This window comes from Angustibacter sp. Root456 (assembly GCF_001426435.1).
Classification (GTDB): domain Bacteria; phylum Actinomycetota; class Actinomycetes; order Actinomycetales; family Angustibacteraceae; genus Angustibacter.
Genome location: NZ_LMER01000015.1, coordinates 149,358 through 160,094 on the forward strand (window position 1 = coordinate 149,358; position 10,737 = coordinate 160,094).

General features: G+C 68.5%; 14 protein-coding genes and 1 pseudogene. All 15 read right to left on the reverse strand.

The genetic code is table 11. From position 1 onward, the window contains the following. Positions 1–17: 17 nt before the first annotated feature. Positions 18–341 (reverse strand): 30S ribosomal protein S17, encoded by a 324-nt coding sequence (gene rpsQ / locus ASD06_RS08385; protein WP_082537848.1) that lies wholly within the window; start codon positions 339–341, stop codon positions 18–20. Positions 342–361: 20 nt separating this feature from the next. Further along, a pseudogene (rpmC, locus tag ASD06_RS08390) lies at positions 362–577 on the reverse strand (50S ribosomal protein L29); the annotation flags it as partial. Continuing rightward, positions 577–996, reverse strand: a complete 420-nt coding sequence (gene rplP, locus ASD06_RS08395; RefSeq protein ID WP_056675653.1) for a 50S ribosomal protein L16 — start codon at positions 994–996, stop codon at positions 577–579. The gene rplP and the pseudogene rpmC, both read right to left, overlap by 1 nt. A 3-nt stretch (positions 997–999) precedes the next feature. Then, a complete protein-coding gene (gene rpsC, locus ASD06_RS08400) occupies positions 1,000–1,830 on the reverse strand; it encodes a 30S ribosomal protein S3 (protein WP_056675657.1) in 831 nt (276 codons plus the stop codon). After that, a complete protein-coding gene (rplV, locus tag ASD06_RS08405) occupies positions 1,830–2,225 on the reverse strand; it encodes a 50S ribosomal protein L22 (RefSeq protein ID WP_056675661.1) in 396 nt (131 codons plus the stop codon). Before rplV ends, rpsC begins: the two co-directional genes overlap by 1 nt. Positions 2,226–2,287: 62 nt before the next feature. Further along, complete coding sequence (gene rpsS / locus ASD06_RS08410; protein ID WP_056675667.1) at positions 2,288–2,569, reverse strand: 30S ribosomal protein S19; 282 nt, start codon at positions 2,567–2,569, stop codon at positions 2,288–2,290. A 13-nt stretch (positions 2,570–2,582) separates the two neighbouring features. After that, complete coding sequence (gene rplB / locus ASD06_RS08415; RefSeq protein WP_056675675.1) at positions 2,583–3,419, reverse strand: 50S ribosomal protein L2; 837 nt, start codon at positions 3,417–3,419, stop codon at positions 2,583–2,585. 41 nt (positions 3,420–3,460) lie between these two features. After that, positions 3,461–3,760, reverse strand: a complete 300-nt coding sequence (rplW, locus tag ASD06_RS08420) for a 50S ribosomal protein L23 (RefSeq protein WP_255354491.1) — start codon at positions 3,758–3,760, stop codon at positions 3,461–3,463. Between the two features lie 2 nt (positions 3,761–3,762). After that, positions 3,763–4,446 (reverse strand): 50S ribosomal protein L4, encoded by a 684-nt coding sequence (rplD, locus tag ASD06_RS08425; protein ID WP_056675690.1) that lies wholly within the window; start codon positions 4,444–4,446, stop codon positions 3,763–3,765. A gap of 4 nt (positions 4,447–4,450) precedes the next feature. Further along, complete coding sequence (gene rplC, locus ASD06_RS08430; protein ID WP_056675694.1) at positions 4,451–5,107, reverse strand: 50S ribosomal protein L3; 657 nt, start codon at positions 5,105–5,107, stop codon at positions 4,451–4,453. Between the two features lie 13 nt (positions 5,108–5,120). Continuing rightward, a complete protein-coding gene (rpsJ, locus tag ASD06_RS08435; protein ID WP_056675697.1) occupies positions 5,121–5,429 on the reverse strand; it encodes a 30S ribosomal protein S10 in 309 nt (102 codons plus the stop codon). A 662-nt stretch (positions 5,430–6,091) separates the two neighbouring features. Next, positions 6,092–7,288: an elongation factor Tu gene (tuf, locus tag ASD06_RS08440; RefSeq protein ID WP_056675700.1), complete on the reverse strand. Its 1,197-nt coding sequence runs from the start codon at positions 7,286–7,288 to the stop codon at positions 6,092–6,094. 91 nt (positions 7,289–7,379) lie between these two features. Beyond that, complete coding sequence (gene fusA, locus ASD06_RS08445) at positions 7,380–9,482, reverse strand: elongation factor G (RefSeq protein ID WP_056675705.1); 2,103 nt, start codon at positions 9,480–9,482, stop codon at positions 7,380–7,382. A gap of 94 nt (positions 9,483–9,576) precedes the next feature. Continuing rightward, positions 9,577–10,047: a 30S ribosomal protein S7 gene (rpsG, locus tag ASD06_RS08450; protein ID WP_056675707.1), complete on the reverse strand. Its 471-nt coding sequence runs from the start codon at positions 10,045–10,047 to the stop codon at positions 9,577–9,579. Continuing rightward, positions 10,047–10,421 (reverse strand): 30S ribosomal protein S12, encoded by a 375-nt coding sequence (gene rpsL / locus ASD06_RS08455; protein WP_056675708.1) that lies wholly within the window; start codon positions 10,419–10,421, stop codon positions 10,047–10,049. Before rpsL ends, rpsG begins: the two co-directional genes overlap by 1 nt. Positions 10,422–10,737 lie beyond the last annotated feature (316 nt).

Consider the following 10,737-nt stretch of genomic DNA (forward strand, 5'->3'; position numbering starts at 1 on the left):
TGAGCCGGCCGAGCGACTTACTTGGCGCGCTCGAGCACCTCGACGACGCGCCAGCGCTTGGTGGCCGACAGCGGTCGGGTCTCCATGATGAGCACCAGGTCGCCGATGCCGGCGTCGTTCGCCTCGTCGTGCGCCTTCACCTTGCTGGTGCGGCGCAGGACCTTGCCGTACAGGGCGTGCTTGACGCGGTCCTCGACCTCGACGACGACGGTCTTGTCCATCTTGTCGCTGACGACGTAGCCGCGGCGCGTCTTGCGGTAGGCCCGCTCGGTGCTCTGGGCCGTGCTCTGGGCGTCGGTGCTGGTGCTCACGGTGTCCTTCGTGCTCTGGGTGTCGCTCATGCCTGACCCTCCGGACGGGTCCTGATGCCGAGCTCGTACTCACGCAGCACCGTGTAGATGCGCGCGATGTCGCGACGGACGGCGCGCAGCCGACCGTGGCTCTCGAGCTGGCCGGTGGCCGACTGGAAGCGCAGGTTGAACAGCTCTTCCTTGGCCTTGCGCAGCTCCTCGACGAGGCGCTCCTCGCTCATCTCGGCCAGGGCCGAGGGGGCGAGGTCCTTGGAACCCACTGCCATCAGAGGTCACCGCCTTCACGCCGCACGAAGCGGCACTTCATGGGGAGCTTGTGCATCGCGCGGAGCATCGCCTCGCGGGCGATGGGCTCCGGGACGCCGGACAGCTCGAACATCACGCGGCCCGGCTTGACGTTGGCGATCCACCACTCCGGCGAGCCCTTACCCGAACCCATGCGGGTCTCGGCAGGCTTCTTGGTCAGCGGGCGGTCGGGGTAGATGTTGATCCACACCTTGCCGCCACGCTTGATGTGCCGGGTCATGGCGATACGCGCCGACTCGATCTGCCGGTTTGTGACGTACGCCGGCTCCAGCGCCTGGATTCCGTAGTCACCGAAAGCGATCGTGGTGCCGCCCTTGGCCGCACCCGAGCGCTTCGGGTGGTGCTGCTTGCGGTGCTTGACGCGACGCGGGATCAGCACGGGTCAGCCCTCCGTTCCGGGGTTCGCGAGCTGCTCGGCCTGGGGGGCCTCGGCAGCGGGCGCCTCGGTGGCCGCCGGAGCGTCCGCGCGGCCGCCGCGGGCCGGACGGTCGCTGCGGGCGCCACGCGCCGGGCGGTCGCTGCGCGGGCCGCGCGGCGCGCGCGGAGCCGCAGCCTGCTGCTGAGCCAGCTCGCGGTTGGTGACGTCGCCCTTGTAGATCCAGACCTTGACGCCGATGCGACCGAACGTCGTCCGGGCCTCGTACAGGCCGTAGTCGATGTTGGCGCGCAGGGTGTGCAGCGGCACGCGACCCTCGCGGTAGAACTCCGAGCGCGACATCTCGGCGCCACCGAGGCGGCCCGAGCACTGCACCCGGATGCCCTTGGCGCCGGCGCGCAGCGAGCTCTGCATGCCCTTGCGCATGGCGCGCCGGAACGACACGCGCGCCGACAGCTGCTCGGCGATGCCCTGGGCGACCAGCTGCGCGTCGATCTCGGGGTTCTTGACCTCGAGGATGTTCAGCTGCACCTGCTTGCCCGTGAGCTTCTCGAGCTCGCCGCGGATGCGGTCGGCCTCCGCGCCGCGACGGCCGATGACGATGCCCGGACGCGCGGTGTGGATGTCGACGCGGACGCGGTCGCGCGTGCGCTCGATCTCGACCTTGGAGATGCCGGCCCGCTCCATGCCCGTGGACATGAGCTTGCGGATCGCGACGTCTTCCTTCACGTAGTCGCGGTAGCGCTGGCCCGGCTTGGTGCTGTCGGCGAACCACCGGCTCTTGTGGTCGGTGGTGATGCCGAGGCGGAACCCGTGCGGGTTGACCTTCTGTCCCACTAGCGGGTCCTCCCCTTCGTGGCGGCCTGCTGGCCTGCGGTCTGGTTGTCGGGCGTGCCCACGACCACGGTGATGTGGCTCGTGCGCTTGCGGATGCGGTAGGCCCGCCCCTGTGCGCGCGGCCGGAACCGCTTCATGGTCGGTCCCTCGTCGACGTACGCGGCCTGGACGACCAGGTCACGCTCGTCGAACGCCTCAGAGGCCTGGTCGGCCTTGACCCGCGCGTTGGCGACGGCGCTGAGCAGCACCTTGCGGATCGGCTCGCTGGCCGCCTGCGGGGCGAACTGCAGCACCGCGCTGGCCTGCGTCGCCTGCTGACCCCGGATGAGGTCGACGACGCGGCGGGCCTTCTGGGGCGTGACACGGACGTACCGCGCCTGCGCCTTGGCTTCCATCGCTGTCCCTTGTCTTTCGTGGGTGTTCTGGTCGGGTGAGTGTCCGAAGAGCGCCGGCCGCGTCAGCGGCGGCGGCCCTTGCGGTCGTCCTTCTCGTGCCCGCGGAAGGTGCGGGTCGGAGCGAACTCACCGAGCTTGTGACCGACCATGGCCTCGGTCACGAAGACCGGGACGTGCTTGCGGCCGTCGTGCACGGCGATCGTGTGACCGAGCATGTCCGGCACGATCATCGAGCGCCGGGACCAGGTCTTGATGACGTTCTTGGTCCCCTTCTCGTTCTGCACGTCCACCTTCTTCTGCAGGTGGTCGTCGACGAAGGGGCCCTTCTTCAGACTACGAGGCATACGTCAGGGCTCCTCAGCGCTTCTTGCCGGTACGACGGCGACGGACGATCAGCTTGTCGCTGTCCTTGTTCGGACGACGGGTGCGGCCCTCGGGCTGGCCCCACGGGCTCACCGGGTGACGGCCACCGGACGTCTTGCCCTCACCACCACCGTGCGGGTGGTCGATCGGGTTCATCGCAACACCGCGGACGGTCGGGCGCTTGCCCTTCCACCGCATGCGGCCGGCCTTACCCCAGTTGATGTTCGACTGCTCGGCGTTGCCCACCTCGCCGACCGTCGCGCGGCAGCGCAGGTCGACGTTGCGGATCTCGCCGGACGGCATGCGCAGCTGCGCGTACGGGCCGTCCTTGGCGACGAGCTGGACGCTCGAGCCGGCCGAGCGGGCGATCTTGGCGCCGCCGCCGGGCCGCAGCTCGATGGCGTGGATGACCGTACCGGTGGGGATGTTGCGCAGCGGCAGGTTGTTGCCCGGCTTGATGTCGGCCCCAGGGCCGTTCTCGATCCGGTCGCCCTGACGCAGCTTGGCCGGGGCCAGGATGTAGCGCTTCTCGCCGTCGGCGTAGTGCAGCAGCGCGATGCGCGAGGTGCGGTTGGGGTCGTACTCGATGTGCGCGACCTTCGCCGGCACGCCGTCCTTGTCGTGACGACGGAAGTCGATCACGCGGAAGGCGCGCTTGTGGCCGCCACCGATGTGGCGGGTGGTCACCCGGCCGGAGTTGTTGCGACCGCCGCTCTTGCTGAGCGGACGGACCAGCGACTTCTCCGGCTGCGAGCGCGTCACCTCGACGAAGTCGGCGACGCTGGCGCCACGGCGCCCTGGCGTCGTCGGCTTGTACTTACGGATACCCATAGCTCAAAGTCCTCTTCGAAGTTCTCTCGTCGGCGACCCGGTCAGGAGACCGGACCCCCGAAGATGTCGATGGACCCCTCGCTCAGGGTCACGATGGCCCGCTTGGTGTCCTTGCGCTTGCCCAGTCCGAACCGCGTACGACGGGTCTTGCCCTTGCGGTTCAGCGTGTTGACCGAGCGCACCTTGACGCCGAAGACCTGCTCGACCGCGATCTTGATCTCGGTCTTGTTGGCCCGCGGGTCGACGACGAACGTGTAGGCGCCCTCGTCGAGCAGGCCGTAGCTCTTCTCGGACACCACCGGCGCGATCAGGATGTCGCGGGGGTCCTTCTGCAGCTGGATGCTCACTTGGTGGCCTCCTCAGCCTCGGACTGCGTCGCGACGGCCTTGGCGCTCTTGCCCTTGGCCGGCCCGGCGACGAACGCCTCGAGCGCACCCGAGGTGAAGACCACGTCGTCGGAGCACAGCACGTCGTAGGTGTTGAGCTGGTCGGGCACGATCACGTGCACGCGCTCGACGTTCGACAGGCTCTTCCAGCCCAGGACGTCGGCCCGCTCCACGACCACCAGCAGGTGCTTGCGGTCGGACACGGCGGCCAGCGCCTGGACGGCCGACTTGGTGGACGGCGCGTCACCCTCGACGAGCGCGGACAGCACGTGCACGCGGCCGTGACGCGCCCGGTCGGACAGGGCGCCGCGCAGCGCGGCGGCCTTCATCTTCTTGGGCGTGCGCTGGCTGTAGTCGCGCGGCTGCGGGCCGTGCACCACTCCACCGCCGGCGAACTGCGGCGCGCGGGTCGAGCCCTGGCGGGCGCGACCGGTGCCCTTCTGGCGGTACGGCTTGCGCCCACCGCCGCGGACCTCGCCGCGCGTCTTGGTGGCGTGCGTGCCCTGGCGGGCCGCGGCCTGCTGGGCCACGACGACCTGGTGGATCAGCGGCACGTTGGTCTGCACGTCGAAGATCTCGGCGGGCAGCTCGACCGTGCCGGTCTTGTCACCGGCCGGCGAGAGGACGTCGATGGTCGACATGGCGTCAGGCTCCCTTCACAGCGAGCTTGGCTGCGGTCTTGACCAGCACGACGCCGCCCTTGGGGCCGGGAACGGCACCCTTGATGAGCAGCAGGCCCTTGTCGGCGTCCACCGCGTGGATCGTGAGGTTCTGGGTGGTCTTGCGGACGTGGCCCATGCGACCGGCCATCTTCAGGCCCTTGAAGACCCGACCGGGCGTCGAGGCGCCACCGATCGAGCCGGGCTTGCGGTGGTTGCGGTGCGCACCGTGGGAGGCGCTGACGCCCTTGAAGCCGTGACGCTTCATGACGCCGGCCGTGCCCTTGCCCTTGGTCGTGCCCACGACGTCGACCTTCTGGCCGGCCTCGAAGACCTCGACGGTGACTTCCTGCCCGAGGGCGTACTCGCCGGCGTCGGCGGTGCGCAGCTCAACCAGGTGGCGACGCGGGGTGACACCGGCCTTCGCGAAGTGACCGGCCATCGGCTGGTTCACCTTGCGAGGGTCGATCGCGCCGTACGCGATCTGGACGGCGTCGTAGCCGTCGCTGTCGGAGGTACGGACCTGGGTGACGACGCACGGCCCGGCCTGGACGACGGTGACCGGCACCAGCCGGCCCGCCTCGTCCCAGACCTGGGTCATGCCGAGCTTCTCGCCCAGGACGCCCTGAATCTGCTTGGTCATGTGAAAGGGATCCTTAGAGCTTGATCTCGATGTTCACGTCCGCCGGCAGGTCGAGTCGCATGAGCGAGTCGACGGCCTTCGGCGTGGGGTCGATGATGTCGATGAGGCGCTTGTGGGTGCGCATCTCGAAGTGCTCGCGGCTGTCCTTGTACTTGTGCGGCGAACGGATGACGCAGTAGACGTTCTTCTCCGTCGGCAGCGGCACCGGACCAACGACCGTCGCACCAGCGCGCGTCACCGTGTCGACGATCTTGCGCGCCGAGCTGTCGATGACCTCGTGGTCGTAGGACTTCAGCCGGATGCGGATCTTCTGTCCCGCCATCGCTTCGTTGAACTCTCTCTCGTCGCTGCTCTGTCCCAGGCGCGGCGGGAGCCGTACCGGGTGGTGACCTCCGCCGACCCCCGAGGTCGGGTGTGTCGCGTGGTGGTCACACGCCCGAGCTAGCATCCGAAGATGCCGCCCGGGTCGGTCGATGCTGGTCGTGCAGAAGTCGTGCCACGTCGTCCTGCGCCGCGCGCCGCCCACCGCGTGGGGTGGTCAGCCGCGCCTGGGCGCATCGGGCAACTGCTCTAGTGTGCCAGAGGCCGGGAGCACCGATCAAATCCGGGCGTCGTACACCTACCGTTCCGTGCTCATCATGGCATCAAACGGCTCCCTCAGCAGGTCGGCGTCCTCGCCGCCCGGGCCGCGTCGCTCACCTCGCTGCGCCGTTCGGCCACTCGATGCGACCGGTGCGCTGGCCGGCCGGGACGGTCGGCGTCAGCAGCGCCTCGTGACGGCGAGGCAGAGCAGGAGCGCCGCTGTCAGCGCGAGAACGTGGGTCTGCACCGCGCCCTCACCGGGGACGCTGCTGAGCCGCAGGCGGCGCTTGCTGCGCCACGTGCAGGGTGTCGTGGACGCACGCCTCGGCGGCGGGGACGACGAGAGGGCCCGGACCGTGTGGTCCGGGCCCTCTCGGGTGCGATCAGCTGGTCGCGCTCAGATCACTTGATGATCTTGGTGACACGACCCGCACCGACGGTGCGGCCACCCTCGCGGATGGTGAAGCCCATGCCCTCGTCCATCGCGATCGGCTGGATGAGGTCGACCTTCATGTCGGTGTTGTCGCCCGGCATGACCATCTCGGTGCCCTCGGGGAGGGTCACGACGCCGGTCACGTCGGTGGTGCGGAAGTAGAACTGCGGCCGGTAGTTGCCGTAGAACGGCGTGTGACGGCCACCCTCGTCCTTGGACAGGATGTAGACCTGCGCCTCGAACTCGGTGTGCGGGGTGATCGAGCCCGGCTTGCAGACGACCTGGCCGCGCTCGACGTCCTCGCGCTTGATGCCACGCAGCAGCAGGCCGACGTTCTCACCGGCCTGGCCCTCGTCGAGCAGCTTGCGGAACATCTCGATGCCGGTGACGGTGGTCTTGGCCGGCGGGCCGGTGTGGATGCCGACGATCTCGACCTCCTCGTTGACCTTGAGGATGCCGCGCTCGATCCGGCCGGTCACGACGGTGCCGCGGCCGGTGATCGTGAAGACGTCCTCGACGGGCATGAGGAACGGCTTCTCGGTGTCGCGCACGGGCTCGGGGATGGCCTCGTCGACCGCGTCCATGAGCTCCATGAGCTTGTCGGCCCACTCCGGGTCGCCCTCGAGCGCCTTGAGCGCCGAAACGCGCACGACCGGCAGGTCGTCGCCCGGGAACTCGTACGACGACAGCAGCTCGCGGACCTCCATCTCGACGAGCTCGAGGATCTCCTCGTCGTCGACCATGTCGGCCTTGTTGAGGGCCACGACGATGTAGGGGACGCCGACCTGGCGGGCCAGGAGGACGTGCTCCTTCGTCTGCGGCATCGGGCCGTCGGTGGCGGCGACCACGAGGATCGCGCCGTCCATCTGGGCCGCGCCGGTGATCATGTTCTTGATGTAGTCGGCGTGACCGGGGCAGTCGACGTGCGCGTAGTGACGCTTCTCCGTCTGGTACTCGACGTGCGCGATGGAGATCGTGATACCGCGCTGCTTCTCCTCGGGCGCCTTGTCGATCTGGTCGAAGGCCGAGGCCTCGTTCAGCTCGGGGTACTTGTCGTGCAGCACCTTGGTGATCGCGGCCGTCAGCGTCGTCTTGCCGTGGTCGATGTGACCAATGGTGCCGATGTTGACGTGCGGCTTAGTCCGCTCGAACTTCGCCTTACCCACTGTGGGTCCTCCTCAGGACTGGGTCTCGTTGCCGCGGATCAGGGTGATGCGGCAGGTCTGGGGTGTGGAACGCGTTACCTGGCGAACCAGGTCACTCGCCCCGGGCCTTCTTGATGATCTCCTCGGCGACGTTCCGCGGAACCTCGGCGTAGGAGTCGAACTGCATGCTGTAGTTGGCACGACCCTGGGTCTTGGACCGCAGGTCGCCAACGTAGCCGAACATCTCCGACAGCGGCACCTGCGCCCGGACCACCTTGACGCCGGAGGCGTCCTCCATGGACTGGATCTGGCCCCGGCGGGAGTTCAGGTCGCCGATGACGTCACCCATGTAGTCCTCGGGCGTGCGCACCTCGACGGCCATGACGGGCTCGAGCAGGACCGGGTCGGCCTTGCGGGCGGCCTCCTTGAAGGCCATCGAGCCGGCGATCTTGAACGCCATCTCCGAGGAGTCGACGTCGTGCGCGGCACCGTCGAGCAGCGTCGCCTTGACACCCACCATCGGGTAGCCGGCGAGCACGCCCAGCTGCATGGCGTCCTGGATGCCCTGGTCGACGCTGGGGATGTACTCGCGCGGGACGCGGCCACCGGTGACCTTGTTCTCGAACTCGTACATCGCGCCCTCGTCGGACTCCAGCGGCGCGAAGGAGAGCTGCACCTTCGCGTACTGGCCCGAGCCACCCGTCTGCTTCTTGTGGGTGTAGTCGAACTTCTCGACCGGGCGACGGATCGTCTCGCGGTAGGCCACCTGCGGCTTGCCGACGTTCGCCTCGACCTTGAACTCGCGCCGCATGCGGTCGACGAGGATGTCGAGGTGGAGCTCGCCCATGCCCTTGATGATGGTCTGGCCGGTCTCCTCGTCGAGCTGGACCTGGAACGTCGGGTCCTCCTCGGCGAGCTTCTGGATCGCGGTGCCGAGCTTCTCCTGGTCGCCCTTGGTCTTGGGCTCGATGGCCACGGAGATGACCGGCTCCGGGAAGGTCATCGACTCCAGGATGATCTGGTCGCTGGGGTCGCAGAGCGTGTCACCGGTGGTGGTGTCCTTGAGCCCGATCATCGCGTAGATGTGGCCCGCGGTGGCCTCGTCGACCGGGTTCTCCTTGTTGGAGTGCATCTGGAACAGCTTGCCGATGCGCTCCTTGCGGCCCTTGGTCGAGTTGACCACGCCCGATCCCGACGCGACGCGACCGGAGTACACGCGCACGTAGGTGAGCTTGCCGAAGAACGGGTGCGAGGCGACCTTGAACGCCAGCGCCGAGAACGGCTCCGAGGCGTCCGGCTTGCGGATGATCTCCTTCTCCTCGTCGCGCACGTCGTGACCGATCATCGGCGGGACGTCGAGCGGCGAGGGCAGGTAGTCGACGACGGCGTCGAGCATGGGCTGCACGCCCTTGTTCTTGAACGCCGAGCCGCACAGCACCGGGTAGATGTCGCCGGCCACGGTGAGCTTGCGGATCGCGCCCTTGATCTCCTCGGGCGTGAGGTCCTCGCCACCGAGGTACTTCTCGAGCAGCGCCTCGTCGGTCTCAGCGACCGTCTCGACCAGCGCGCTGTGGTACTCGGCGGCCTTCTCGGCCAGGTCGGCCGGGATCTCCTCGATCGTGTAGGCCTCGCCCTTGCCGGTGTCGCCGCGCCAGGTGAGCGCGCGCATGTAGACCAGGTCGACGACGCCCTCGAACGAGCTCTCGGCGCCGATGGGGATCTGGATCACCAGCGGCTTGGCACCCAGCCGGTCGATGATCGTCTTGACCGTGAAGTAGAAGTCGGCGCCGAGCTTGTCCATCTTGTTGACGAAGCAGATGCGCGGGACGTTGTACTTGTCGGCCTGACGCCACACCGTCTCGGACTGGGGCTCGACGCCCTCCTTGCCGTCGAACACCGCGACCGCGCCGTCGAGGACGCGCAGCGAGCGCTCGACCTCGACGGTGAAGTCGACGTGGCCGGGGGTGTCGATGATGTTGAACTGGGTGCCCTCCCAGAAGCAGGTCGTCGCGGCCGACGTGATGGTGATGCCGCGCTCCTGCTCCTGCTCCATCCAGTCCATCGTGGCGGCGCCGTCGTGGACCTCGCCGATCTTGTAGTTGATGCCGGTGTAGAACAGCACCCGCTCGGTGGTCGTGGTCTTGCCGGCGTCGATGTGCGCCATGATGCCGATGTTGCGGACCTTCGTGAGGTCGGTCAGCACGTCCTGTGCCACGGTGCTCCTGCCCGTCTGCGTCGGTTGACTCCGGTCTGGGTGACCGCGTCGAAGTTCGAAGAGCTGATGGGGCGGGGGCGGTGCCCCCGCCGACTCACCAGCGGTAGTGCGCGAAGGCCTTGTTGGACTCGGCCATCTTGTGCGTGTCCTCGCGGCGCTTCACCGCGGCACCCAGGCCGTTGCTCGCGTCGAGGATCTCGTTCATGAGGCGCTCGGTCATGGTCTTCTCACGACGGTCACGCGAGTAGTTGACCAGCCAGCGCAGCGCCAAGGTGGTCGAGCGGTTCGGCTTGACCTCGATCGGCACCTGGTAGGTCGCGCCACCCACGCGGCGGCTCTTGACCTCGATCGCCGGCTTGACGTTGTCGAGCGCGCGCTTGAGGGTGACCACCGGGTCGGTGCCGGTCTTCTCGCGGGCGCCCTCGAGGGCGCCGTACACGATCCGCTCGGCGACGGACTTCTTGCCGTCGAGGAGGATCTTGTTGACCAGCTGGGTGACCAGCGGGGAGTTGTAGACCGGGTCGACGACGAGCGGCCGCTTGGGGGCCGGACCCTTGCGGGGCATTAGCTCTTCTCCTTCTTGGCGCCGTAGCGGCTGCGAGCCTGCTTGCGGCCGCGCACACCCTGGGTGTCGAGCGAGCCGCGGACGATCTTGTAGCGGACGCCGGGCAGGTCCTTCACACGGCCACCGCGCACGAGCACGATCGAGTGCTCCTGCAGGTTGTGGCCGACGCCCGGGATGTAGGCCGTGACCTCGATGCCGCTGGTGAGGCGCACGCGCGCCACCTTGCGCAGCGCGGAGTTCGGCTTCTTCGGGGTGGTCGTGTAGACGCGGGTGCACACGCCCCGACGCTGCGGGCTCCCCTTGAGGGCCGGGGTCTTGGTCTTGGTGACCTTGTCCTGCCGGCCCTTGCGGACCAGCTGCTGGATCGTGGGCACTCTGTCTCCGTCTCTTGCGCGGTGCTCGTGGTGGTCTAGCGGGTGATCGTGCTCGTGGTCATGCGGTGGTGCTGGGTGGTGCGGGCTGCGGGTGGACGCGCCGGTCGCTGCACGACCCCCGAGGTCGGGTGTGTCGCACGCGGTCCGCGGCGTTCATCCGGGCTGCCGCCGCCCCGGGGGGCTACCCCCGCGCGCGCCAGCCTGTGCGTCCTTGCTACGTGGCGCCTGGGTCACCCCAGGCACGGAGGGCAACTTTACCGGCCGGTGCTCGGGGAGGTCAAAATGACCTCCCCGAGCACCGCACGCGGCTGCCTGC

Excerpts from the sequence above, each read along its gene's own strand:
- rpsQ (WP_082537848.1), bottom strand. The coding sequence starts at position 341 with ATGAGCGACACCCAGAGCACGAAGGACACCGTGAGCACCAGCACCGAC.
- rplV (WP_056675661.1), bottom strand. The coding sequence starts at position 2,225 with ATGGAAGCCAAGGCGCAGGCGCGGTACGTCCGTGTCACGCCCCAGAAG.
- rpsS (WP_056675667.1), bottom strand. The coding sequence starts at position 2,569 with ATGCCTCGTAGTCTGAAGAAGGGCCCCTTCGTCGACGACCACCTGCAG.
- rplB (WP_056675675.1), bottom strand. The coding sequence starts at position 3,419 with ATGGGTATCCGTAAGTACAAGCCGACGACGCCAGGGCGCCGTGGCGCC.
- rplD (WP_056675690.1), bottom strand. The coding sequence starts at position 4,446 with ATGTCGACCATCGACGTCCTCTCGCCGGCCGGTGACAAGACCGGCACG.
- rplC (WP_056675694.1), bottom strand. The coding sequence starts at position 5,107 with ATGACCAAGCAGATTCAGGGCGTCCTGGGCGAGAAGCTCGGCATGACC.
- rpsJ (WP_056675697.1), bottom strand. The coding sequence starts at position 5,429 with ATGGCGGGACAGAAGATCCGCATCCGGCTGAAGTCCTACGACCACGAG.
- rpsG (WP_056675707.1), bottom strand. The coding sequence starts at position 10,047 with ATGCCCCGCAAGGGTCCGGCCCCCAAGCGGCCGCTCGTCGTCGACCCG.